Origin of the sequence: Roseofilum reptotaenium CS-1145 (genome assembly GCF_028330985.1) — a bacterium.
Taxonomy (GTDB): domain Bacteria; phylum Cyanobacteriota; class Cyanobacteriia; order Cyanobacteriales; family Desertifilaceae; genus Roseofilum; species Roseofilum reptotaenium.
Window position 1 is genome coordinate 1 of record NZ_JAQMUE010000082.1, and the last position, 24,875, is coordinate 24,875.

Genomic DNA, 24,875 nt, shown 5'->3' on the forward strand with positions numbered 1-24,875 from the left:
CTCGATCAGCTAGAAGAAGTGTTGTACCAGCGCTGCCAAACCTTATTGAAACAGCCAGAATTAATTGGAGGGTTAACCGATTTTTACGGGTGGAGTGAACTCACTGCTATATCACAACTTATTCAACGGACTTGATATGATTTCTTTGTTGGGACACTTTAATTAAAACAATTTCTTGATGATACTTCACTCAATAAGGGGCTTAACCCCCTTTTTAATTTTTAACTGATATAGCAGAGAAAGAGTTGGTGAGGACATGGTTCAAGAGTGAAACCTAGCTACCATCACCTATTCCCTATTCCCTAGCGCGCAGCGCTATATTACTGGGGGCGACAAGAACGCCGTTGACGATCGATCTGCGGTTCTTGCCAAGAAAAGGCAAAATGGCTAATGGCTGAAATGCGGCCCTGCCAGCGTTGAAGGTCGCGCATCTGAGCTTCTAAAGAAGGTCGATTTCTGTAGGTTTCCCCCCATTGTCCTGCTAAGACGGGCTTCACTTGCACCTCTTGAGTCGCCATACTCAAGACTCGCTCCACTTGTTCCGTAATACATTCAGTTCCTCCACAAACGCCATAGGACATGGGATGCCATTCCATAGAAGCTGGGAATCGATCCCAAGGTTGTAATCGGGAATCATAACCTTTTCCCACGACTTTGTTGGCATCCGGGAAAAAGACCGCTCCAGTGGGTAACCCTTGGCGTTGAGCTGGGGCACTAGCGAGAGCGAGAAAGTCGATGACTCCTTGCAGAGCATGGGCAACGGTGAGTAACCATAATTCCTGTTGGAGACGATTCTGCTGTTGCCCTAAACTGAGGGAGCTTTGAGGGGCTTGGCGACCTTGCCAGAGGGGTTGACCTTCTTGGGGATGGCGACGATTGGCAGCTTGAATATCGTCGATGGTAATATACCCCTTGCTGATATAGGCTTGAATTAAGTCCCGACCTTTGTTATTGGTGGCTCGTTGATAGAGGGATTGTTGAGATGCCGGGCCATAAATCCATAAATCTTGGACTTTTGTCGCCACCGAAGCGGGGCCAGTGAGCCGAGGATAGCGAATATAATCAAACAGCATTCCATCGGGCTGGCGTTTGAGGATGGAATTAACTAAGTAATAATAGTCTCGTTTGGCTTGGGGATGATAGGGATCGATAAATACATTCTCTGTATCGCCTCCGGTCACATCATAACTGGTATCTTTTTGATCGTGGACGGAGAGACTGGTATCATTATTGCCATTGCGAGCCAGGACTTGTTGGCGATCGCCAAGCAGACTATAGTTATACCCAAAATTCATCGAAAACAACCAGGCATAAACTCGTAATCCCCTTTGTCTGGCTTTCTGAATCGCTAAGGCTAACAAATCCGCGTTTTCTTGTCCTTGAAGCCGAACGACAGAGGGCCAAGGTGTGGGGTTATCATTGACCGGTAAGAGGACTTGGCTATCATAAAATACCTCAACATAGACTTCGTTATATCCCTTATTAACAATCTCATCCATCACTCGATCCAAATTCCCGTTGAATAGATCGCAGGGATAGAGCCGTAGCCAAATAGCCTGGGTTTGCGGCCAAGTGCGATTGCGACAATTTTGCAGTTGGGCAGTATGTTGTTGAATCAAAGCTTGATAGCGCTGTTGGGCTTCTGAATTTCCACTCAGGGCTGCTTGACGGATCTGTTCCTTTTCTTGCCGCTCTCGATCGGATAACTGACAATAGGCATTGACTGCCGCAAAGCTCGATTTGACTTGAGTTAAGGTTCCTAAAATCGGCGACAGAACCAGCAACAGGGCAAGCCAAAGATTCAACTTTTGAAGTCTCAAGAATGGAAAAGTCATGAAAAAAGGATTAATCGGGTTGTAGTACCTTGTAGAGGCAGGGAGAATCTGGATTAGGCGATCGCCAAATATTGCTCGTCATCTTAACATTAATTCAATTGAGCCAGATCGTCGATCCGTACTTTTCCCAATCTTCATACCCCTGTGAAGAGTTGGTAAAGAAGGGGATTTAAGCTAGTCATCAGAGGAACTGGCAGCTTAAATTAGGCATATGACATGCACTTAATCTTATTGAAACCCCTAAAGATAGCCTACCTCAGGAGAAATAATGATGAAATCTTCTCAAGTCTTTGCTGCGATCGCCACTACCACCACCTTAAGTGTAATGGCAATGACTAGCGCTGCCCAAGCCTTCACCATCGGTGGCCATCTGAACGGGGCAGAATTTGACGCTTTAGGTTTAGACATTCCCTGGGCAGCCGAAAGCCGCATTGGTCGCGTAGGAGACCATGAACTTAATATTCATGACTATACCAACAGTGCCCAAAATCGGGTTCAAGCCAACTACGACAACTGGGTGAGTGGCGAAGCTGTTGATTTTTCCTTGGTTTTTGACAGTGCGCTCAATACCCTTACTTATACAGTAGCTGGTATTGAACTGAGTAAAACTGAGATCTTCGAGGATAATTTTTCTGACCTCTACATCCGCACAGCCGCTCGCAAAGAAGGAACCAGCATGGTAGTCAATAACTTATTCTTGAGCGATGCAACCCTGTCATCAAGTATTGGAGATTTCTCCAGTGCCTCCTGTTCTGGAGGAGTCGGTTGTGGATACAATGATGCCGACTACCTTCACATTGGCAATATTGTGGGTGACTTTACCCTAACTGGACAATCAACCATGACTTGGGGCGCAGTGCAACCCAAGAACTCTAATCTTGCCTATCAAATTAAATTGGTTGAAGGCGGTGGAGATGTTCCAGTTCAAGTCCCTGAGCCTGCTACTTTATCACTGTTCTCCCTGGGCTTGGTTGGTGTGTTAGCCAGTCGTAAACGCCGTCAATCCTAATTAAAAATTAGTCAACAAGGTTGTGATGCTGTAGGGGCGTGTTCTCCAAAATCTAGGATACCGATCATCAATGAAGTAAACCCGCCCCACCCTCAACAATTGGATTTGGCGATCGCCTCAATTGATTGATGCAAAGCTTTAGTCTTGTTTAGCACCTAAACTCATTAAAGCCTGTATCTGGAGTTCCGTTAATCCACCGATCCCTGTAATATTCATTCCTTCATAAGGACGAGGAATGGTTAGAATTTTCAAGCATTCTCCCGTATGAACATTCCACGACCGAATAGTACAATCAGCGCTACCACTAACCAGGGTTTGACTATCTGGAGTAAAAGCAAGTGATCGCACCGTATGTTTGTGTCCTTGTAGGGTATAGAGGCATTGCCCGGTTTGCACATCCCAGAGTTTGATTTTTGCCCCTCGATCGCCAGGAAGATAACCACTCGCGAGGATTTGACCATTTGGACTCGAAGCAACAGACCAAACTCCTTCAGTCTGTTCGTCCATAGTCTGTATGCATTCTCCCGTAGAAACCCTCCACACTTTGATCGTGCAATCATCGCTACCGCTCACTAGACATTCACCATCGGGACTAAATGCGATCGCCTCTACTTTACTCTCATGTCCGTTCAGAGTTCTAATCTGGCTTAGAGTTTGAATATCCCAAAGTTTAATCGTTCCATCATGATCCGCTCCAGCCAAAATGGGATAATTTTGGAAGGGAACAGCAGGATTGAACGCTAATGACCAACTCCAGGTCACTTCACCCGGTAAAGCTGTCCATTGCTTAGTGCTAAAGTTCCAGACCTTAATTTGTTTCGCTTGATACGAACAAGCCATCAGTTGGCGATCGGGACTCCAGGCGATCGCCCCCACAATTCCGTGAAATTCATCAGTATTGGGCACTAGAGTCGTCCATAACCGACCCGTTTGTGCATCGTAAATGCGAATCGTTTCATCCTCACTACTGCTCGCCAACCATTTCCCATCAGGACTAAAGGCCACAGCCCAAATCCAAGCCGTATGTCCAGGCAAAGTTTTCACACAATTTCCTGTTTCAATTTCCCAAATTCTCACTTGGCGATCTAAATGTCCGCTCCCTATATACTTTCCATCTGGACTAATCGCAATTGACCAAATCCAATTCACATATCCCTGCCAAGTTTGCAAGCATTCTCGGCTTTGAATATCCCAAAATTTTACTGTTTGTTCATTATCTCCGCTAACTAAAAGAGTACTATCTGGATTAAAAGCAATCGTTCGGATCGGAGCCGTATGGCCAGATAATATTTTCAGGCATTCACCAGTCTGGATCTCCCAGAGTCTAATCACATTATCAAAACCGCCACTTGCAACTATTTTTCCATCTGGACTAATCGCTAATGCTTTGATCGCTTTCGTATGACCTTTTAGAGTATGAGTACAGTCTACAGTTGAAACATTCCATAATTTCACCTCTGGTTCAAATCCAGAACTCGCCATTATTTTCCCATCTGGACTAAGAAATACTGACCAAATTCCCTCTTTATGCTCCGTTAAAGTCTTCAGACATTGACCCCTATCAATATCCCATAGCTTAATCGTAGCATCTTTACTAGCACTGGCAAAAACTTGACCATCACCGCTAAAAGCCACCGATAAAACCCATTCTTGGTGACCTTCTAATACCTGCAAACATTTTTGAGTAGTAGCATCCCAAATCCTAATCGTTTTATCGTCACTTCCACTCGCAATAATTGAACGACAAGGATGAAAAACTGCCGTCCATATCAGTTCTGTATGTCCTTCTAAATTCCATACTTCTCCTGTACTGATATCCCACAACTGTAACACAGACGATCCATAGCTACTACTGACAATTTTTTGGCAGCAAGGACTAAAAGATAATGAAGTAATCCACCATCCCTTACTCTGAAAAGTTTTAATCAGATTTCGATCGTGCGCCGTAAAAATGCGAATTTGACATTTGGAATCACCTAGAGCTAAGAATTTACCATCTGGACTAAAGGTAGCAGCATGAACACCTCCCAATTCTTGGGTAAAGGAAGACCGTTTAAAATGACAATTAGAAAAATCAACATCAGGTAATTCAACACCTTGTAAATCTGCTTGTAAAATAGATAGTCCGGAAAAATCATACCCCTTCAGATCAACCTCCAAGGAACAGAGTAAATTAATCATATTTCCAGCAAAATATCCAAAATCTCTTCTCAGATCTTTCTCCCGAACAATCAAATTATTCAGTTTTTGGATTAATTGATATCGAGATCCAAGCCGATCGAGCAGATTTTCTTTGATCGGATTAATAATCGTTCGTTTTTGACTTGCTTTGATATAATCTTTTCCGAATACTTTAAGTAAAGCATGAGAATTCAATAATTGGATATCGCCTGTATTGACTTCATCACAAATTCCCTCGATAAATCTCTCAGTCCAGTATTCAATTAACATCGGTTGTAGCGTAAACGTATTTTTATAACTCCCTCTTTCCAGAGGAAGTCTTAATTCTAGGGAATATAAAGTTTCGGTTAACTGTTTTTGAGCGCTTGTGGATATCAAATCCTCTTTCAACTCTGCAATAGAGACAGGCTGACGATTTATTGCTAACCAGTACATCACTTCTTGTTCGCGTTCAGAGAATCTCTGAAAATACCAATCGAGTAACTTGCGAAGGTCATCTCTTTCATTCTCACTCTCATTCAGAGGTTCTCCTAAGATTGGTCTCCCTTCTTTTAAAAATTCGGCAATATCACCTTGATAAACTTGCTTGATATGCTGGGAAACTAGCTCTAATGTCAAAGGATTTCCATTATACCATTGAATTAATTTATTCCATTGTTCATCTGTCGCCTCAAAATCCGTGGAAATCGTTTTAAAAATATTTTTCCCGGCTTGAGTATCGACTCCTTCTAGCTTGAGCAAACGAACCAGCTTTTTATCCCCTGATAAATTTTGAATTGTTTTAGGCACTTCCCTACTGGTGAATAAAACACAGCTTTGATGTCTAACTCTGCCCAACTGTTCAAAGAACTGACCATAATTGTGATAGCCTTCCCTGTACTGTCCAGCCATGCCACCTTCTTGCAAGATTGTTTCTACGTTATCGAGAATAATCAAACATTTATGTCGATCTAAATGATTCAGTAGCCAAAGGATTTTTTCGTCTGTTCTTTGACTGAATAAAGTTTCACTTTGTTTGTCAAAAAAATGAATAATATCGTCCAAGAGATCGTCGAGTCGTGGAGCGTTAAGCAATTTTCGCCAAATGATGTATTTAAACCGATCTTTAATGCGATCGACTAGGGTTAAAGAGAGATCGGTTTTACCTATACCGCCTTTATTGAACTGGAGGGATAATCCAGTTTTCCCGACTCCTGCAAGTCCCACAATTCCAACTAATCGACATTGCTCGTCAACAATCCATTTTATGAGAGTAGATAATTCATCTTCCCGTCCAAAGAAATGGGTGATTTCTGGAGCATCTCCCCAGTCTTGATAAGGAGAATTTGCATCAGGATCAATACCACCCAGCTCATTTGAGGGATCATCTACAATTCCCTGCCACTCCAGTCCTAGCATTTGGCATAAAGCTTGGAAAATTTCTAGGACTATTTTCTGTTTCCCTCTGCGAAATCGATGCCAAGTGGAAACTGAAATACTTGTCGGAATTTCAGTTTCTTTCCCTCCATGTTTGATGGTTTCGCTAGGTAGAAATTGATTGGCTCTATCTGCCCAATCTTCACCTTTCAAGTTCGCCTGTTGTTCCCGTTCTATTTTTGCTATGGCTCGCTTTATTTTTTCTAATCCTTCCGGGGAAGCTTTGGCCGTTTTTCTGTTTCCCATCTTATAGAGTTGACTAAGAAGATCGCATTGACTGAGTTATTATTGTATCACGACTCTACTAACGATCGCAAAAGCGAATCCTTGGTTTGTAAAAATATATGACATGATATCCGATTCATTAGCTTCCTGATTCAAACTGATTTTTACTGATTGTAACTGATATTTAATGATTCCAATTGAATGGATAAGGTTGAGAAAGTCACTGGCATCTTATAAATAGCGTTATTTCCAGTCAGTTCAATAATTATAAAAGAAATATTGTGGCGTTTTAATTGTTTTCTAATTTCAAAAGTTCGTCCGTATTTTTACGATGGCTCTCATCCTGGTTAGGATTATGATTGTTAACAAAGCTATTTTAGCTGTTGTTTTTGAATAGAGAAACAAAGCCATGATCCACTACAATCGCAAATACTTAATGCCTCTACTAACGAGTATAGCTACTATTGGCGCAGTGTTTACAACCAACTCAGCTCGTGCTTATTCAGGCTTTGATAATCGCAGTTATTGGGAAAAGGCGGTTTCTGAGTACACTATTATTACAGAAGATTTTAATTCTGTTGTGGGTTCAGTCAGTTCAGATACCCAATTACCCAGTACGTTGTTTACAGAAATTCCTTTAACTGTGAATAATGGTCAAGCGGAGTCAGAATGGGCAGCATTTGATTTTGTCTTTCCAGATGAAGTCATTGCCTTTGGTTTTGACATGATTTCACCCAATTACTCTCCCAATCGGGATGCTATCTTGGGCAACGTTAAGTTTTTTGACGAAGACAATAATTTAGTCAATCACTTGGGCGTACAATTCACGAGCTATGATGAAGATTTTGTTGGTTTCTTTTTAGGTGAAAACTCAGGAGTTCATCGGATAGAGTATCTTTGGTGTGGGGTTTGGCAAGGAGAAGGTAAGCCTTTAGATTATTGTAGACATGATTCGGCTCAACAAACCATTGATAATTTCAGTTTTGTCACCCCTAATACAGAATCTAAGTCAGTCCCAGAATCTGATGCTAATTTTGCACTTTTAGCATTGGCTATTTTGGGAACAGGTAACCTGATAAAACGCAAATATATTCATTAGAAAGGATTGAGTTTTGACTTGAATAAGAATACTGTAACTGAATTGACTGGAGAATTCAACTATTATGAAGATTAAATCCGTCATTGAAATTACGGCAATTGCCAGTACCATTTCCCTATTGAGTTTCTCTAAACCGGTTTCAGCCTTTACTCTAGTTTTTGATGATGTCACTGCTGGAGTAACTCACATTAACGATCTAGAAATTGACGAAAAAATTTATGATGTTTCGTTCGTTGGTGGATCGTTTCTGTCCCTTTTTGGTTTGCCCGATAGTCCAGATTTCAAGGCTCCTACATTTTGGGGTGATGATTCTGGCGGACTGAATGCTTTGAATGCCATCATGACAGCTTTGGGTGATAATACTTTCATTGTAGATAATGGATTCGTTACTTGGGATGCATTTTTTCTTCCTACTAAAAGTTGTGAAGATTGTCCTCCTGGGTGGACTGGATATCCATGGATTAAAGGTTTAACTGATGGAAATCATGGTTCGTCCATCGATACGATATCTGGTTTTTCAGCAGATATATCTTGGAAAACCTCTAACTCCGTTTGGAGGTATGCTGTATTCCAAGAGTCACAGAGTAGAAGCGTACCCGAACCTGTCAGTGCGATAGCTCTTCTAGGGGGAGCGAGTGCCATCCTCTTAACCCATAGAAAGTCTAAAAATAAATGATGGATTGAGGATTATGAAACGATTGCTTCAGGTCGCAGAAATTTATCTATACAGACAAAGAAACCGATATTTAACTGATGTCGAACGTCAAGTGCTGGAGTTGTGTTTAGATGGACAATCTTATCCGAAGATGGTATTAGAGACGAAGCGAAGTCAGGAACAGCTCAAGCGCATTGGTTCGTATCTTTGGAAAGATTTGTCTGTAGCTTTAGGAGAACCAGTACAAAAAAAGAATATTAGGGGGGCTTTGGAGCGCTATGTAGAGTTTCAGGAAAACGATCGCGATCGCTGCTGTTGTCGAAGCAAGCTTCGCTCTGTCTAACACAAGGCAGTCGGCTCGTTATTTGAGTTTGGATGACAATGATTAACATAGGATTTAGATAAGACAGGGGGCAAAGCGATCTTTGCCCCTTTTTACAGGAACCCTTTAAGTCCCGGTGGGAACCGATCGCAACAACCGCTCGATAATCACCCTCGCTTGTCGTCCTCCGGCCGGAATCATGCGATGACATAGTACGTGGGGAGCTAAAAACTTGACATCATCGGGGGTGACATAATCGCGGTTTTCCAGGAAGGCAAGGGCTTGGCTGGCTCGTTGTAGGGAGATCGCCCCCCTGGGACTCACCCCTAACGTAATCTCTTCATCTTCACGGGTTGCGCGCACCAAATCCACAATATATTGCTGTAAGGGCACTTCCACCTTTACTTGCAAACACTCATTTTGCAGTGTCTTTACTTCCGCCAGAGAAATACAAGGTTTTAAGCGATCGACCGGTTTTGATCCCGAATGTTGTTGCAACATCTTTAACTCTTCCGATTCCGTGGGATAACCCAGAGAAAACGACAACGCAAACCGATCCATTTGCGCTTCCGGTAAGGGAAATGTGCCTTGATATTCCACCGGGTTTTGCGTCGCAATCACAAAAAAGGGAGACTCTAGAGTATGGGAAACCCCATCCACAGTTACCTGCTGTTCTTCCATCACCTCCAAGAGCGCTGACTGGGTACGAGGAGTGGCGCGGTTAATCTCGTCGGTGAGCAGCACATTGGCAAAAATTGGCCCTGACATAAACTTAAATTCCCCCGTATTTGGGTTCCAGATATTGGTTCCGGTAATATCACTAGGGAGCAGATCGGGGGTACATTGAATCCGTTGAAACTTACCATCGATCGAACGAGCTAAGGATTTAGCCAGTAAGGTTTTTCCTACTCCAGGAACATCTTCTAAAAGGGCATGACCTCCAGATAAAAGGGCTACAAGTACGAGACGAATTGGATCGTTTTTACCGACGATCGCTTGATTCAGGTTATCGATTAATTGCTGGATATGCTCTCTCATCCGCTTACTTACTCCCCAAGCTTATTGTTTATAGAATAGCTTGGTTTCGATCCAGGATGTCTAGAATACTCCGGTACAATGGGATCTTGCCATCCCACCTAGAAGTGTTCTATGACCTCTGAAAAGCAACCTCTAACCATTAAGCGAATTGGGCTATTGTTCTTAACGGCGATCGCCCTTAGCCTGATTACCCTCTTTTTGTATAACAGTTGGAGTCAACCCCAGTTTCAAGGTCAGTTAGAACTCTATCAGACCAATTTACTCCTGAATTCGTCTGTGTGGAAGGGGGAAAATTTAACCCCCCAAGCCCAAGGGGTGTTGCGTCAAACGCTGATCGGAGTTGAACCGGTGTCAACGGCGATCGCCCAATATGAGGATGCTCAAAAAGATAGCCAAAATCATCTGGAGAAAACGCAACAGCAACTCACCGAGTTAAACCAGCAACCGGTAGCAAATCCGACTCAAGAGACCCTCCTAAAACAGGCGATCGCCTCTACACAAGAGAGTTTAGAAAAGATTAATCTTAATTTAGGTCTGTTAAAAACCCAGGCGGATCGAGTTCCAGAGGCTTTGCAATTATGGCAAAAATTAGCCGATGCTCCTCAATCTTTTACCGGAGATACAGCACAGGCTTTAATCGGGTTATGGGAAGAGCCGCCCCAGATTCTCTCAGATGCCCCATTGATGTTGGATCTGGAGTTATCGGGATGGTTTCGTTATCAGGCATTATCACAACTGTATGAGATCCAGGGTGACGCATTAGCGTTAAGGGAGTTGGAGAGTCAGCAACAGGAAATCGCGTTTCAAGGGATTCGTAAACTGCTGATTGTGGCTGGGGTGCAGTCAGTGGGAATATTCTTAGGAACTGCCTTATTGGTGCTAGTCGTACTGCAATGGATCATTCAACGGAAAGAGTCTTGGTTATCTCAAAATCAGGGGGTTAGCGAAGTCCCCTGGAATTGGGACACTATCTTGTTAGTCTTAGTCGCGGGATTTTTCTTCATTGGCCAATTGATTTCGCCAGTCATTTTCCGGGAATTCTTAAGTCTATTTTCCTTTACTCGTGGCAGTGGAGTTCGCGCCGATGCCATTATTATTTTAATGTCTTACTTGGTGAGTAGTGCTGGAGCATTAGGGATTTTATATGTGGCGGTGAATCCCTTTAAACCCTTACCACAAAACTGGTTTAAGTTTGAAGTTAAAACTTCAGGTATAGTGTGGGGAATAGGGGGATTTCTAGTTGCTATTCCCGTGGTGTTATTGGTATCTTTAATCAATCAAATTCTATGGCAAGGTCAAGGGGGTAGCAATCCAATTTTACCGTTAGCGCTGCAAGGGAATGATTGGGTTGCGATCGCCTGTTTTGCCTTTACCGCCTCTGTTGCGGCACCAGTCTTTGAAGAAATTATGTTTCGCGGTTTCCTACTTCCATCCCTCACCCGCTATGTTCCAGCATGGTTAGCGATTACGTTGAGTGGGTTTGTTTTTGCGATCGCTCACCTGAGTCTATCAGAAATCATTCCCCTCGCCACCTTAGGTATAATTATGGGAATAGTTTATAGCCGTTCCGGCAACTTACTTGCGCCCATTCTCCTCCATAGTTTATGGAATGGGAATACCCTGTTAAGTTTATTTCTCCTAGGCAGTAGTCTTTCTTGACTTGATATATACTAGATTTAGTGAATATGTTGTATCGGTTAAATGATAGATATTATTTTCACTAGATCTATTTTGATTGAACGGGTAAATTGTTGTCATGAATATCGTTTTAAGTCCAGAACAAAAACAATTCATTGAATCTCAAATCAAGAAAGGAAAGTATCTGAATAGTCAAGAGCTAATTAACAAAGCTTTGCAATTATTAGAAAAACAAGATCGAGAATATGAAAGATGGATTGAAGATACTCGCAAAAAAGTTGTTGTTGGAATTGAACAATTAGAAAAAGGAGAAAAAATGGATGGGGAAGTTGTGGTGGCACAATTGCAAAATAAATTTAAGCAAATGCGGGAAGGTGTAATGGATGAAGAGGTATAGTATTTCTCAAGAAGCGATTCAAGATCTTGATGAGATTTCTGACTATTTAGCCAGTTTTAGTATTGAAGCCGGTGAACAGTTTATTCAGAAATTTACTGAAAAATGTAGGCACTTAGTAAGGTTTCCTAATATGGGGAAGAACTACCCTGAAATTATGCCTAACTTAAAGGGTCTTATTTTGGATAATTATCTGGTTTTCTATCAAATCAAATTAGAAGAAGTGGAAATTGTGAGGGTTGTGAGTGGATATCGAGATTTAGAATCTGTCTTTGTAGATGATGACACTTAAGCAGAGTCGAAACCAGAGCGTCGGGGAGTAACGCTGACACCATTTCTCCATAATATTGCGCTTAATGAGAAGGTCAGACAATTGTTCCCACAGAAAACATTAGTTGCAAGATTAAACAGAAATGGTATGACTCCGTGAGAGGATCGTCGATCGGCAAGTTATTCCCCAAAACAATCAGCTTGATACTGTCTATGATGACCCATGATTGTCTAATCCGTAATGTTCTAAGATCGCTTTCACTACCCGATCCAAACCTACAGAATGGGATGCTTTAAATAAAATGCGATCGCCAGGTTGCATGAATTCTTTAAGTCGTTCAATCAAGGATTCCTGGGTACTATAGACTTCACAGGGCATCTTGCGGATACCCTCGTTAATACCTTCTACATCTTGGTCATCTTGTAAGACCATCATTCTATCTAAGGATGGCAGTTGTTCTGCCCATTCTCCCAATTGGCGATGATATTCAAAGGAATTCTCGCCTAATTCTTTCATGGCTCCCAAGACGGCGATGTGGCGATATCCTGGAGTTTGATCCAATAACTCTAAGGCGGCTTTCATGGATTCTATGCCTGCATTATAGGTTTCATCAAGCAGGACGATATCATTCGGTAAAACATAGCGTCCCGATCGCCCGCTGGGTAAAGTTACAGATAATCCGGCTTGTAGTGGCTTCCAGTCTAATCCTAAAACCTTAGCCACGGCGATCGCGGCCAGATAATTAGATGCATTATGACGGCCCGGAAGCGGTAAGGGTAAGCGTACTCCTTCTAACTCCAAGGTTTCTGTATCGATCAATTTTCCCTGACAGTCCCCTGCACTCAATCCATAGGTCAGGGTTTGACCCGACCACACTCGATCCGCCGTTGCCAGTAATCTCTCATTATCAGCATTTAAAATTGCTACTGAGTCTTTCGGCATTTTTTCGAGTAATTCACATTTTGCTTCGGCGATCGCCTGTTCTGACCCCAGCAGACCAATATGAGCAGTGCCCACATTTACAATCACCCCAATTGTCGGCTCGGCCAACTCCGAAAGCAAAGCGATTTGCCCCCGACCCCGCATAGCCATTTCCAGCACCGCATAGTTATGAGTCCCTGATAATTCCAAGAGTGTTTTTGGCACCCCTATCTCGTTATTAAAATTTTTTTGCGTTTTGAGAATTTTTTTGGTATAATTACTGTCTTTGAGGTGGGCTAAAACAGCAGCAATTAATTCTTTTGTAGTAGTTTTGCCACAAGATCCAGTGACCGCAATCACTGGAATATCGAACGTCCTTCTCCACCAACTGCCTACAGTTTGATAGGCAACCAATGTATCTTCAACTACAAGTTGAAGACCCCCATCGGGAACAGGAGTATCGACAATAGAGACAACTGCGCCCTTGGCGATCGCCTGGTCAACAAAATCATGACCATTAAAGGTTTCCCCCCGCAAAGCCACAAAAACCGATCCAGGAACCAGAGAACGAGTATCAGTCGAAATACCTGTCACTTCTAACGTCTGGTCTAATTGTGGCTCATGGATTACCGTAGCCCCTAGAACATCAATTAACTGGGCAAGGGTGACCTGAAATGTCATGATGACCTAACTATTCCTCTAAGCAATACACTTTGTTGTCCTTCATTGCTGAAGTCTTAATTTCCAGGATACCTCATAAATTCACTGAAGTTTTACAGAAAACTCGGATCAAGAGGAGGTACTTTACCAAAACTTTAAAAAAAACGCTCTCAATTGCCGGTCAATTATAGAGGAGAATTATTGGGAGTCTATCATTTGATCTCTCAAATGCACCGATTGATCGGGGTTTATCCCGATCTAGGGCAGATAGATGCTCTTTCAAAATTCCCAGAATTAACGGATGCAGGGTGACCCCATTCAGGGGGAAAATAGGGGATAATAAGAGTTATATAATTTACGGACAAGAAAAACGAAGGGTTCCCAGATCTTAATTGGGAACCATCCATATACTGAAATAGAATAGATGAAAGAATAGATAAACCTATAGAGGCAAGGTCTCGATCGTATTGAGTAAAGCACGAAAGGGGATAACCCCCATATATATATTCAAATCTAGGGGGATATACAATGAACAGGCGAACAACCACTGCTTATAACCAATCCAACCGAATTGCTCAAGAACAGGTGATCTATGAGCATCTCCTCGAATGTGTCCAAGCAGAAACCCCCGAGCAACTCGTTGATCGATTCCGGACATTATTTATCAATGGACTCGGATACGATAATCAAGAAGTAGTCACTGCCTTAAACGCCCTAACCTCGGCTAAAGGGGCAGAAGAGGACTTCAAATTTGTCATTAACCGCTGTTGTCATATTCTAATTAACCAGTGGCGAACCTATCCCCAACATCAAAATAGCATTCCGGATTTAGTCCACCTATTCGATCGCAGCAGTAAGGGACTCAATGGTGGATTCACCCAAATGCGCTCCGTTCGTCGTCTGCGCTCTTTAGTTCAAGACTTTACAAACACAGAACAATATGTAACGCTCTCTCGGTTAGCGGAAGTCTTTAGCGCCACACCCAAGCCAGCAGGGGATCAGGTTCCTCTGAAACAGCTTATTCACCGCTATCCCTATCTCTATTCCCACTGCATGTTAAGCGACCAAAGCAGTTCAGAGCAACAGAATACGGTCAGACAAGTCCAAACTCAAATGCAACAAAAATTTGAGAAAAACCTGTCCCAATATGTTACCTATCGAGTTCGGCAAAGCCAGATGCTGCGCTTATGTTCCCCAGAAAAAGCCAAACGACTGGTCAAACCAGAAGAAAATCCTACTCTATTGAGCGATCGCGAATTAGTCGGCGCACTCAAACACTATATTGGTAAAGTTGAAGGATCATATACTCACCAAGACTTAGCTCAATCCTTTATCACCCATACCCATCAAGTTAGAACCTTCAGAGAGTACAAAGACAGTCTTTATGAATATCTCTCAACCTCCATCGAATCCAGCTATGGTCAACGGAAGTTTAATCAACAACTCTACGAGCATCTCAGTAATACCCTCCCCCAAAGCGACGATCAAAAACCAAGTGATTTCCTCACAATCCGTACTTGTAGTCAACTTTTAAACTTTATGATAGTTCAAGGGCAACAGAACCCTCAACACTATACCTTTATTGACCTCCTCTCCAATAACGGTCCCACAGCCACCATTGGACTATTGCTCAAAATTGTCCTAGTCTGCCGTAAAGTCAAACCCTACTTAGAAAAGCGCCTCGCTATCCTCTATAACCACTATGAAAACTCCACGAAGTCCACTGTTTCTTGGTTGGTTCATGCTCTAGAACATATGAATGTCGCCCTAAGTACCAACTTCGGTAAAGTCGATCTCTCGATTATCCGTTAAACTGAGGGATTGGGCGATCGCCCAAAAAAACAGTCCGATCAGCAAGCGTACACTTACTAGCGCAAATCACTAGGGAATGGGGAATAGGGAATAGGATTGTGGTACATGACTTTGGGGATTCGGTATCGTACTCCATAACATCGCAAAGCGCTTTCTCCTGCTTAGTTTGGGTTTGTAGATATCAGTTCGTCTAAAATGGAGTTAGGTCATCCAAGCCATGGGAAATCTATAAAAACGTATGGTTGCGCTCCCTAAATCCTATTTTATCAGTCCAGAAGAGTATCTGGAAATCGAAGAACAGAATACCATCAGACATGAATATATTGATGGTCAAATGTATGCCATGTCAGGAGGCACTGATAGCCATAATGTGATTGGTGGTAATTTGTATATGTTGCTCCGCAATCATTTACGAGGAACGGATTGTCAGGTCTATTTCAACGATGTAAAGGCACAGATAGAAAAACAGAATCGGTTTTACTATCCCGATTTGATGGTTACTTGCGATCCGAGGGATCGGGAAACTCCGCTGTATAAGCGATTTCCTAAATTAATTGTGGAGGTGTTATCTCCCAGTACAGAAGGATTCGATCGCGGGGATAAATTTAATGATTATCAAACCTTGGAGACGTTGGAAGAATATGTGCTAGTGAACACAAAACAGCAGCGAGTAGATATTTTCCGTCGCCAGGGCAAACAGCAGTGGTCTTTTCAATCCTATACCCAAGAGTCGGGAACATTTGCACTACAGAGTTTAGGGTTAGAGGTGTCTTTTGAACCATTGTACGAAGATGCGGGGATTGATTAAAAATCAACAATTTTCAAGTCGGCGGCAGCCGAAACAATTAACCGGTAGTGGCAAGTTTAGGGAATTAATTTTTTATTTTTAATTGATCCATGAGTGCAGCAGATTTTGAGCAAGAACTGGAACAAACCGTTCTGAGTTTCGCCGATATTCAAGCGGAATTAAACTATAAACAGGCCACGGAATCTTTACAGTCCTTGGTGTCAAATTTAGATTTGAGCCATTCAGAACGGTCAGGTCTAGAAGCAGAAATTGAAGATTTACAAGGAATGCTCGACAAGTTAGAACAAAGTCGGGTACAAATTGCTGTGTTTGGTTTGGTGGGACGGGGTAAATCTTCAGTGCTGAATGCACTGTTAGGAGATCAAGTGTTTGAAACCGGCCCCATCCATGGAGTTACTCGCGCTATTCATGGAGCGTCCTGGGAAGTTTGCGATCAACAGGAGTCAGAGTTAGTACGGGTGACCATTGGTCATCAAGGACAGGCCCAAATTCAGCTCATAGATACGCCAGGAATTGATGAGGTCAATGGTCAGCAGCGAGCGGCTCTTGCTCACGAGGTGGCGAAGCAGTCAGACTTAATTTTATTCGTGATTGCTGGGGATATGACCCAGGTAGAATACGAAGCTTTGTCCCTCTTGCGAGCCGAGAGTAAGCCGATTTTGCTGGTGTTTAATAAGATCGATCAATATCCGGATACTGACCGGATGATGATTTATGAAAAAATTCGCGATGAACGGGTGAAGGAGTTATTGTCCCCAGACGAAATTGTGATGGCGGCTGCTTGTCCGTTGGTTCCAGAAGGGGTGCTACAGCCGGATGGCAGTTTGGGGGTGAAACTGGTGCGGGGAGAACCGCAAGTGGAGGATTTGAAACTAAAGATTTTGGAATTGCTCGATCGCGAAGGCAAGTCTTTAGTCGCGTTAAATACCATGCTCTACGCCGATACGGTGAATGAGCGGTTAGTCCAACGAAAGATGGAAATTCGGGAGGGGAAGGGGAATCAAATCATCTGGAATTCGGTGAGGGTCAAGGGATTAGCCATCGCTCTAAATCCAGTTACGGCGATCGATTTACTCAGTGCAGCGATCGTTGATGTGGTCATGATCCTGAATTTATCTAAGCTCTATGGTATACAGATGACCCAACAAGGGGCTTTGAATTTACTCCAAAAAATTGCGATCGCCATGGGAGGCATTAGCGCGGGAGAACTCTTCGCCAACCTGGGACTCAGTAGCCTCAAAGGTCTACTCGGTTTAGCGACTCCCGTGACGGGAGGAGTTGCCTTAGCACCCTATTTATCTGTCGCTATCAGTCAAGCGGCTATTTCTGCCCTATCTTCCTATGGCATTGGCCAAGTGACGAAAGAATATTTAGCCAATGGTGCATCCTGGGGCCCGGATGGGCCAAAAGCAGTCGTTAGCCGCATTTTATCGGGCTTAGATGAGAGTTCTATTTTAAATCGGATTAAGGAGGAATTATGGACAAAACTCCATAATTAGGGTTTGCTGAAAAATGGTTTACCCATTACCCATTACCCATTACCGCGCGCAGCGCTTTATCTCGGTTGAAAGACAATCTGGTCTTGGCGAATAATCAGGTCATAATCGCCAAAAAAGTCATGACCCAGTAAGCCAATGTCCAACTGGGAACCGGCAATAACCACGGGTAAATTCTGCACCACTAAACCTTTAACGGCAATAGATTCGGCCAAACCGATGGGGACTGTAACTCCTTTGGCGCTTGCAGTATCCATTTTTGCAGATCCGATGAGGGGAATATTCAGGGATTGGGCCATCTTTTCGGTAATCACTACTCCTGTCGCTCCTGTATCAACGATCATTTCAAAGCTTTGGGTCTGATTAAACACCACATCAATCACCGGTGTTCCTCCCTCTCGGCGCTTAATGGGAGTTTGAATACTGCCCGGTTGAGCAGAATAGGGTCTGCGTCGAACCGGTTGAACGGGGGTGACGGGTTGAACGGCAATGATTTGGGGCGTGGGAGCAGGCGCTGGGGAAGCGGTTTTACTTTGGGTTTGAGCGTAAGTCAGGTTTTTCTGATATTCGTTAATTTTTTGTTGAGCCAGGGCATAGTGGGGACTTTGGGATGGGATTTGCTGAAGCAGCGCGATCGACTGTTGCCATTGCCGTGTGACTAACTGCCAATCCCCTGGAGATGCGGCAGACTGGGCGATGCTGGCGGCACCATAGGCTTTATCTAAGGCTCGTTGTAGGGTTTTTTGATTTGGACAACTGGAGAGGGAGCTACCGAGGGAGAAGGGGAAGGGGAGGCGATCTCCTGGGGGACTTCTGGCATTGGCGGATCGGACCCCTCAACCGGCGATCGCCCACAGGCCACGATCCCGACTGCCATTCCTAATACAATTAATCCTTTCACCGGTTCTAACCCGATCTGAGTATTCATTGGCAAAAACAATCTAAAAAAACTATAGCTTCCTTTTCCCCTGTGCGATAATAACCAGCGTTCTTAATCCTGCTTGATGCCTATGCCACTCAAAGATGCTCAACCAGCCCTCCTCGTCCTTGCTGATGGCACAGCCTATCGCGGTTGGTCTTTCGGTGCAACTGGAACCACCCTCGGCGAAGTTGTGTTCAATACGGGAATGACAGGCTATCAAGAAGTCCTCACCGATCCCAGTTACTGTGGCCAAATTGTAACATTTACTTATCCAGAATTGGGCAACACTGGGGTTAACTTAGATGACGAAGAATCCGATCGCCCCTACGTCAAAGGGGCGATCGCTCGCAACATTTGCAGCCTGCCCAGTAATTGGCGCTCTACGGAATCCCTACCCGACTATCTTAAACAACATAATATTATCGGCATTTACGGCATCGATACCCGTTCCCTAACCCGCAAGCTCCGGGGTTTTGGAGCCATGAATGGGGGCATCTCCACCGAAATCCTTGAGGAGAACCAACTGCTCGAAAAAGTCAAACAAGCCCCCAACATGAGCGGTCTGAACCTAGTTCGTGAAGTAACCACCGCTTCCACCTACGAATGGTCAGACACCACGCCAGATCTCTGGGAATTTAACCCCGAAGGTATTAAAAATAATGCACAAAAATATACCGTAGTTGCGATCGATTTTGGAGTCAAACGGAATATCTTGCGTCGGTTAGCCAGCTATGGTTGCCGGGTCATTGTAGTTCCGGCCAATACTCCCTCTGAAGAAATCCTTCGGCATAACCCCGATGGTATCTTCTTGTCCAATGGGCCAGGAGACCCTTCTGCGGTGACTGAAGGCGTTGAAACGGCGAAACAGCTACTCACGGCTGGAAAACCCATGTTTGGTATTTGTATGGGTCACCAAATTCTGGGACTCTCCCTGGGAGCGCAAACCTATAAACTCAAATTTGGTCATCGAGGTCTCAATCAACCCGCTGGACTGTCGCAAAAAGTGGAAATTACCAGTCAAAACCATGGATTTGCCATTAGTGGGGAATCTCTCGATCCCCAAGTGGAAGTCACCCATCTGAACTTAAACGACAAAACCATCGCTGGACTACGTCATAAAGAACTACCAATCTTCTCCGTTCAGTATCACCCAGAAGCAAGTCCTGGCCCCCATGATGCCGATTATCTGTTTGAAAACTTTATTCAGGCTATGGAAAATTACCGCGCGGCCTAAGTTCCCTGGAAACTATGGCATAAGGGACATCAGAAATGTTAATCTAGATCTCCGACTGTCCAATCTTGAATAGTCCTTTCACGGGGTTTACCCCTAAAAATTTGTTGATTTGATCTGAAATCAAAGGAGGGTAGAATTAAGGCTGAACCACTCACCCTGACTGTTAGTTTAAGAGGCACACGCAGCGTCAGCGGTAATGCACAAATTTTTCGCCTCACGGGTTTATTAGATGCATTTTCTGAACCCGCATTTCGTAAGGCCATCGGTAAATGTATTGATGAAGGGCCAAAGCACATTATCCTAGACCTGTCTAAGATTGATTTTGTGGATAGTTCTGGACTAGGAGCTTTAGTCCAATTGGTGAAAAAAGCTCAGACTGAAGAAGGAAGTCTACAAGTGGTTGCCAATGCTCGTGTATTGCAAACTGTAAAACTGGTTCGACTAGAAAAGTTCCTATCGGTGTGTGACACGATTGACCAAGCCCTTGAAAATACGAAGAACTGATGACCAGGATAGGTCTTAACTGGGCTATCCAGTCCTTTTACTGGATAGCTTCCTATTTTAATTGTGGTGGGGGCACTTAGTGGTACTCGACCCGCGATCGATAGTTCCCGATCCTATCGACTTGCAACGATTATCGCCAGCGGCTTTAGCCTATGTGGGGGATGCTGTATATGAGTTGTACATGCGGACTTATTATCTAATGCCTCCTAAGAAATCGCCACTCTATCATCAAGCGGTTGTCCAACAGGTTCGCGCTGAACAGCAAGCTCAACATCTACAAACCCTAATTCCCTACTTAAATCCAGAAGAGTTAGACATGGTTAGGCGGGGTCGCAATAGTGTCCATCGTTCCCCCCGACGCTTAGACCCCCAAATTTATCAACAAGCGACTAGCTTAGAAACCCTCATTGGTTATCTCTATTTAAGCGATCCCTCTCGATTGCATCAGTTATTGGGGATGCTTAATTTTGATGAATAACTAAAAATGTGTCCTGTTCGACAGACAGCCCAAAAAGCGATCGGGCAAACTACACCTTTAGATACGATTAATCCTATGGCAGCATTCCATAAACCCCGTCCTCAACGGAAATCCGAGGGGAGACGTTTTTCACGTCCTCAACTCAAAGGCAAACCCAAACCCGTACTCAAGCATCGCCCATCTGTGGTGGAAACTCCCCAAGAGTTACCCAAAGAGCGATCGCCAGAAGTCGTGGAGGACTCCAACCCCGACCTGATCTATGGTCTCCATCCCGTACTAGCCGTCCTTAAAGGAGAACGGCATATCAATCGTGTCTGGATTACCGCCAAAATGAGGTATGATTCTCGCTTTCATACCCTCCTTAACCAGGCTAAAGCGAACGGAACCGTCATTGATGAGGTAGACTATCGCCGACTCGACCAAATTACAGAGCGGGGAAACCACCAAGGAGTTGCCGTTCAGGTGGCTCCTTATCAATATATAGAGTTATCCGATCTGATTACCAGAGCCAAAGAACAAAGCCCCAATCCGGTCTTAGTTATTGCTGATGGAATCACCGATCCCCATAACCTAGGGGCAATGATTCGCACGGCTGAAGCCTTGGGATCTCAGGGTCTCGTGATCCCCCAACGGCGAGCTGTGGGGATCACCTCCACCGTGGTTAAAGTTGCAGCCGGATCTTTAGAATCTTTCCGGGTTTCTAGGGTTGTCAATCTAGCTAGGGCCTTGGAAGAATTGAAGGCATCTGGATTTTGGATTTATGGAACTGTTGCCGAATCAGGAGAAGCTCTCCCTAAAGTTAACTTTTCTGGGGCGATCGCCCTCGTCATTGGTTCAGAAGGCAGTGGGCTAAATTTACTAACCCAGCGCCATTGTGATTTTCTCATTTCTATCCCTCTCCAAGGTAATACTCCCAGCCTCAATGCTTCTGTTGCTGCTGGAATGAGCCTTTATGAAATCTACCGGCAACGGTGGACTACCCCCTTGGATATTTCTGGTCAGAGCAATTGCCAAAATAAATTGAACCATGTATAACAAAATGTAAAGAAATATGACCATCGCTCAATATCGTCCGCTCAACTTTATTGTCCATCGGCAGAGTCAATAGGCAGGCTAGTCAATGAATAACGTCCAAGATTTGTTAGTGAATACCCAAAACTTCCTTGGTTTCGCCTACTGGATTGAAATCAAAACCCAAACCCCCTCTTGTACTTACTACTTTGGCCCCTTTCAGAGCATAGAAGAAGCGGAAGAAGCCCAACACGGTTATGAAGAGGATCTCAGAGCTGAAGCTGCTGAAGGCATCAGTAGCCTGATTAAACAGTGTAAGCCTGAATCCCTTACTATTTCTGGAGACTTGGGGGAAATCGGTAATCGGCAGGAGGCGATAGGGAATTATCGGGAATAGGAAAGCCGGGTTTCAAAATTACCCATTACCAGGCCTGAGAGTCTAACCAATGGTCAATATCGGCTAAAACCAGGTTAGGGACTTCCCAAGGGAACAAATGGGCCGTTTGTGGATAACAGCGCCATTGACTCTTGGACAGAGCTTGTGCGGTTTCCCAACTGGAATCGGCTGTAATATGACAATCATGTGACCCAGCTAAAACTAAAGCTGGGCACTTAATCTGAGCGAGAGCATCTCGGCGATCGTAGCGCTCTCTCAGGGCCCGATTCAAGGCTTGATGGGCTGCCTGAGAAGTCGAGAGATACGCTCTTGTGCCCTCCTGAGCTAAATAGCGATAGGCTTGGGGGGTATGTTGTCGGATTAAGGTGCGAAAGAGCGATCGCCTCCCAAACTGCTCAATATTCCACTCCCATCCTGGCTTGATCCCATTCAACAGGGCGGCTATCCCCGTATACAGATAATCCCTCCAATTGACTGGAGGATGATTCCCACGGGGGCGAGCTGCTGTAGCAATCAGAATTAGCCCCTTCACCCGTTGCGGATGTCTCAAAGCCAACTCCAGGGCCAAAATCCCCCCCAAAGACCATCCCAACAGCAAAAATGAGTCAATTCCCAACCGTTCTAGAAGCGCCTCAAGATCGGCCAAATGATCCGTTAACTCAAACTCTTCTCGTACCTGGGAACGACCATAACCGCGTAAATCTGGGGCTAACGTCCAAAACTGTTGAGAGAGGCGATCGGTAAATACGGACAGGCAGCCACTTGTCCCTGGATGGCCATGTAAACACAATACCGGGAACCCTTCCCCCTTCGACTCCACAAACAAATCCTGGCTCATGGCAAAACCTGAAATTCCCTTAATGCGGGGACGAAATTGTGATTTTCATGACTGGGACGACTCAGTTTAATTAAGGCAAAACGCTGGGCCGGAGTCAGTTGTGCCCATTGCTCCAGAGTCAAATTAACCGCTACACTCTCCGCTTTTTCCACTACAACTGTGGGTATAACGCTTGCATCCATCCAAGGGCGATCGGGATCGATCGCCAGATCCCTGGGAAATTCGCCCATTTTCGCGAAGACCAACTCTCGCAACTGTTCTCGATAGGTCTGCTGCTCCTCTAAAGTTTCACAAGGTAAAGCCATCAGCTCTTCTCTCTCCTCTACCATCAATTGATGCCAATGGGTTAACTTCAGCTTCACGCCACAAGTATCCAATTTCATCCGTACCTGCATGGGAATACAGCGCAGGTCTTGCACAAAATCAGCTTCAAACTGAAAGAAAGATAGGTTTTTGCCCTGATTATCACTCATGAAGGATCTGTCGATGGGGGTTTCTACAGAGTGTAGCAACGAATGGAGTTGTGCGATCGAATCGCACAACAGAAGTGACACAAAATACTGATGATTCGGTAGAACTTTACTGAATCTTTGAACTGATCTCGAAGCGATCGCTTCATTGGGCTTTGCGCCCTTCGCAAATCCCTATCCTCGTTCAATCCCCTAGAGATGACTTAACATAAAAATAGAAACACAATTTACAAACTATCCCATGACCAAAACAGCAATCATTACAGGAGTGACAGGTCAAGACGGTTATTACTTGAGTCAGCTACTCTTAGGAAAAGGATATCATGTAGTCGGGTTAGTCTCTCCTCAACGCAAAAAAAATGTTTCTAAACTAGGAGAGTTAGCAGAACAGATCGAGATTTATCCTGTAGAATTAACGGATAGCGAGGCTCTGATTGAAATGGTTGAAGCCAAGCATCCTGATGAAATTTATAATCTAGCTGCCCCTAGTTTTGTTCCGGATTCTTGGAATGATCCGTTAGGCACTTTAGACTTAGTAACTGGAACTGCAACTCGCTTACTCGATGCTGTTCGCAAAGGAGATTTAGACACCCGATTTTATCAAGCCAGTAGTTCGGAAATGTTTGGCGATGTGCAGTGTTCTCCCCAGGATGAAGAAACCGCCTTTCGACCCAAAAATCCCTATGCTGCCGCTAAACTTCATGCCCATTGGACTATGGTACATCACCGAGAACGATACGGTTTATTTGCCTGTAGCGGAATTTTATATAATCATGAATCTCCTCGCCGACCCCAAAATTTTGTTACCCGAAAAGTGTCTTTAGCAGCCGCTTCAATTAAGTTGGGTTTGAGAGAAAATTTAGAGATGGGAAGTTTGGAAGCTAAACGGGATTGGGGCTATGCTGGCGATCACGTGGAAGCCATGTGGCGAATGCTGCAAGCAGATGAACCAGAAGAATATGTAATTGGGACAGGAAAACTACATAGTGTTCAGGATTTGGTTGCGACGGCGTTTGCTTGTATCAATTTAAATTGGGAAGACCATGTCACGATTAATCCCAAGTTTTTACGAAAAGATGAACATTTTCAATTGGTCGCGAATCCTACCAAGGCAAAGACGAAATTAGGATGGCATCCGCAGGTGAGTTTTGAACAATTGATTGAGAAAATGGTAAAACAGGATTTGGAGTTATTAAAACAGGGAGAGATAGGGAGATAGAGGGACACGGAGATCTCCTATT

At 44.1% G+C, this 24,875-nt stretch carries 24 protein-coding genes; 16 read left to right on the top strand and 8 right to left on the bottom strand.

The features are described 5' to 3' along the window. Window positions 1-320 precede the first annotated feature (320 nt). Window positions 321-1,835 (bottom strand): family 10 glycosylhydrolase, encoded by a 1,515-nt coding sequence (locus tag PN466_RS17185; RefSeq protein ID WP_271941491.1) that lies wholly within the window; start codon window positions 1,833-1,835, stop codon window positions 321-323. A 268-nt stretch (window positions 1,836-2,103) separates the two neighbouring features. On the opposite strand from PN466_RS17185, the gene PN466_RS17190 reads away from it, so the two are divergent. Next, window positions 2,104-2,844, top strand: a complete 741-nt coding sequence (locus tag PN466_RS17190; RefSeq protein WP_271941494.1) for a PEP-CTERM sorting domain-containing protein — start codon at window positions 2,104-2,106, stop codon at window positions 2,842-2,844. Between the two features lie 138 nt (window positions 2,845-2,982). Here the strand turns inward: PN466_RS17190 and PN466_RS17195 are convergent, their stop codons facing one another. Continuing rightward, window positions 2,983-6,687 carry a WD40 domain-containing protein gene (locus PN466_RS17195; protein WP_271941496.1) on the bottom strand — a complete coding sequence of 1,235 codons (3,705 nt, stop codon included), beginning with the start codon at window positions 6,685-6,687 and terminating at the stop codon, window positions 2,983-2,985. 388 nt (window positions 6,688-7,075) lie between these two features. On the opposite strand from PN466_RS17195, the gene PN466_RS17200 reads away from it, so the two are divergent. The 3 genes from PN466_RS17200 to PN466_RS17210 all read left to right on the top strand — a co-directional run bounded on the left by PN466_RS17200 (window position 7,076) and on the right by PN466_RS17210 (window position 8,763). After that, window positions 7,076-7,765 carry a hypothetical protein gene (locus PN466_RS17200; RefSeq protein ID WP_271941498.1) on the top strand — a complete coding sequence of 230 codons (690 nt, stop codon included), beginning with the start codon at window positions 7,076-7,078 and terminating at the stop codon, window positions 7,763-7,765. A gap of 64 nt (window positions 7,766-7,829) precedes the next feature. Beyond that, entirely contained in the window at window positions 7,830-8,441 is a 612-nt protein-coding gene (locus tag PN466_RS17205; RefSeq protein WP_271941500.1) for a hypothetical protein, read from the top strand. 13 nt (window positions 8,442-8,454) lie between these two features. Next, entirely contained in the window at window positions 8,455-8,763 is a 309-nt protein-coding gene (locus tag PN466_RS17210) for a hypothetical protein (RefSeq protein WP_271941503.1), read from the top strand. A 105-nt stretch (window positions 8,764-8,868) separates the two neighbouring features. Here the strand turns inward: PN466_RS17210 and PN466_RS17215 are convergent, their stop codons facing one another. Then, the gene (locus tag PN466_RS17215; protein WP_271941506.1) at window positions 8,869-9,780 is read right to left on the bottom strand and encodes an AAA family ATPase; all 912 of its coding nucleotides are present in this window, start codon (window positions 9,778-9,780) and stop codon (window positions 8,869-8,871) included. Between the two features lie 111 nt (window positions 9,781-9,891). On the opposite strand from PN466_RS17215, the gene PN466_RS17220 reads away from it, so the two are divergent. From PN466_RS17220 to PN466_RS17230, 3 genes are all read left to right on the top strand, one after another. Next, window positions 9,892-11,439, top strand: coding sequence for a CPBP family intramembrane glutamic endopeptidase (locus PN466_RS17220; protein ID WP_271941509.1), 1,548 nt, complete (start codon window positions 9,892-9,894; stop codon window positions 11,437-11,439). Window positions 11,440-11,536: 97 nt separating this feature from the next. Continuing rightward, entirely contained in the window at window positions 11,537-11,815 is a 279-nt protein-coding gene (locus PN466_RS17225; RefSeq protein ID WP_271941512.1) for a ribbon-helix-helix domain-containing protein, read from the top strand. Beyond that, window positions 11,802-12,104, top strand: coding sequence for a type II toxin-antitoxin system RelE/ParE family toxin (locus tag PN466_RS17230; protein WP_271941516.1), 303 nt, complete (start codon window positions 11,802-11,804; stop codon window positions 12,102-12,104). The genes PN466_RS17225 and PN466_RS17230 overlap by 14 nt, the downstream gene beginning before the upstream one ends. 189 nt (window positions 12,105-12,293) lie before the next feature. Here the strand turns inward: PN466_RS17230 and PN466_RS17235 are convergent, their stop codons facing one another. Then, complete coding sequence (locus PN466_RS17235; protein WP_271941519.1) at window positions 12,294-13,685, bottom strand: UDP-N-acetylmuramoyl-tripeptide--D-alanyl-D-alanine ligase; 1,392 nt, start codon at window positions 13,683-13,685, stop codon at window positions 12,294-12,296. Window positions 13,686-14,192: 507 nt separating this feature from the next. Between PN466_RS17235 and PN466_RS17240 the strand changes: the two genes are divergently transcribed. The 3 genes from PN466_RS17240 to PN466_RS17250 all read left to right on the top strand — a co-directional run bounded on the left by PN466_RS17240 (window position 14,193) and on the right by PN466_RS17250 (window position 17,783). Next, window positions 14,193-15,476, top strand: a complete 1,284-nt coding sequence (locus PN466_RS17240; RefSeq protein WP_271941522.1) for a hypothetical protein — start codon at window positions 14,193-14,195, stop codon at window positions 15,474-15,476. Window positions 15,477-15,714: 238 nt separating this feature from the next. Continuing rightward, a complete protein-coding gene (locus PN466_RS17245) occupies window positions 15,715-16,284 on the top strand; it encodes a Uma2 family endonuclease (RefSeq protein ID WP_271941524.1) in 570 nt (189 codons plus the stop codon). An 89-nt stretch (window positions 16,285-16,373) separates the two neighbouring features. Continuing rightward, window positions 16,374-17,783 carry a GTP-binding protein gene (locus tag PN466_RS17250; RefSeq protein WP_271941527.1) on the top strand — a complete coding sequence of 470 codons (1,410 nt, stop codon included), beginning with the start codon at window positions 16,374-16,376 and terminating at the stop codon, window positions 17,781-17,783. A gap of 56 nt (window positions 17,784-17,839) precedes the next feature. On the opposite strand, the gene PN466_RS26020 is transcribed toward PN466_RS17250, so the two are convergent. Both PN466_RS26020 and PN466_RS17260 read right to left on the bottom strand, forming a co-directional pair. Further along, the gene (locus PN466_RS26020) at window positions 17,840-18,154 is read right to left on the bottom strand and encodes a retropepsin-like aspartic protease family protein (RefSeq protein ID WP_271941530.1); all 315 of its coding nucleotides are present in this window, start codon (window positions 18,152-18,154) and stop codon (window positions 17,840-17,842) included. Between the two features lie 347 nt (window positions 18,155-18,501). Further along, window positions 18,502-18,708 carry a hypothetical protein gene (locus tag PN466_RS17260; RefSeq protein WP_271941533.1) on the bottom strand — a complete coding sequence of 69 codons (207 nt, stop codon included), beginning with the start codon at window positions 18,706-18,708 and terminating at the stop codon, window positions 18,502-18,504. An 82-nt stretch (window positions 18,709-18,790) separates the two neighbouring features. Between PN466_RS17260 and carA the strand changes: the two genes are divergently transcribed. From carA to PN466_RS17285, 5 genes are all read left to right on the top strand, one after another. Continuing rightward, the gene (gene carA / locus PN466_RS17265) at window positions 18,791-19,936 is read left to right on the top strand and encodes a glutamine-hydrolyzing carbamoyl-phosphate synthase small subunit (protein WP_271941536.1); all 1,146 of its coding nucleotides are present in this window, start codon (window positions 18,791-18,793) and stop codon (window positions 19,934-19,936) included. A gap of 114 nt (window positions 19,937-20,050) precedes the next feature. Next, complete coding sequence (locus PN466_RS17270; protein WP_278003129.1) at window positions 20,051-20,440, top strand: STAS domain-containing protein; 390 nt, start codon at window positions 20,051-20,053, stop codon at window positions 20,438-20,440. Window positions 20,441-20,519: 79 nt separating this feature from the next. Continuing rightward, window positions 20,520-20,918 carry a Mini-ribonuclease 3 gene (locus tag PN466_RS17275; protein WP_271941538.1) on the top strand — a complete coding sequence of 133 codons (399 nt, stop codon included), beginning with the start codon at window positions 20,520-20,522 and terminating at the stop codon, window positions 20,916-20,918. Window positions 20,919-20,924: 6 nt separating this feature from the next. Continuing rightward, the gene (gene rlmB, locus PN466_RS17280; RefSeq protein WP_271941541.1) at window positions 20,925-21,953 is read left to right on the top strand and encodes a 23S rRNA (guanosine(2251)-2'-O)-methyltransferase RlmB; all 1,029 of its coding nucleotides are present in this window, start codon (window positions 20,925-20,927) and stop codon (window positions 21,951-21,953) included. Window positions 21,954-22,038: 85 nt separating this feature from the next. Next, window positions 22,039-22,326: a DUF1816 domain-containing protein gene (locus PN466_RS17285; protein ID WP_271941544.1), complete on the top strand. Its 288-nt coding sequence runs from the start codon at window positions 22,039-22,041 to the stop codon at window positions 22,324-22,326. A 25-nt stretch (window positions 22,327-22,351) separates the two neighbouring features. On the opposite strand, the gene PN466_RS17290 is transcribed toward PN466_RS17285, so the two are convergent. After that, window positions 22,352-23,164: an alpha/beta fold hydrolase gene (locus PN466_RS17290; RefSeq protein ID WP_271941546.1), complete on the bottom strand. Its 813-nt coding sequence runs from the start codon at window positions 23,162-23,164 to the stop codon at window positions 22,352-22,354. Then, complete coding sequence (locus tag PN466_RS17295) at window positions 23,161-23,637, bottom strand: nitrate reductase associated protein (RefSeq protein ID WP_271941548.1); 477 nt, start codon at window positions 23,635-23,637, stop codon at window positions 23,161-23,163. Before PN466_RS17295 ends, PN466_RS17290 begins: the two co-directional genes overlap by 4 nt. Window positions 23,638-23,875: 238 nt before the next feature. On the opposite strand from PN466_RS17295, the gene PN466_RS17300 reads away from it, so the two are divergent. Continuing rightward, window positions 23,876-24,853 carry a GDP-mannose 4,6-dehydratase gene (locus tag PN466_RS17300; protein ID WP_271941551.1) on the top strand — a complete coding sequence of 326 codons (978 nt, stop codon included), beginning with the start codon at window positions 23,876-23,878 and terminating at the stop codon, window positions 24,851-24,853. The last annotated feature ends 22 nt before the right edge of the window (window positions 24,854-24,875 follow it).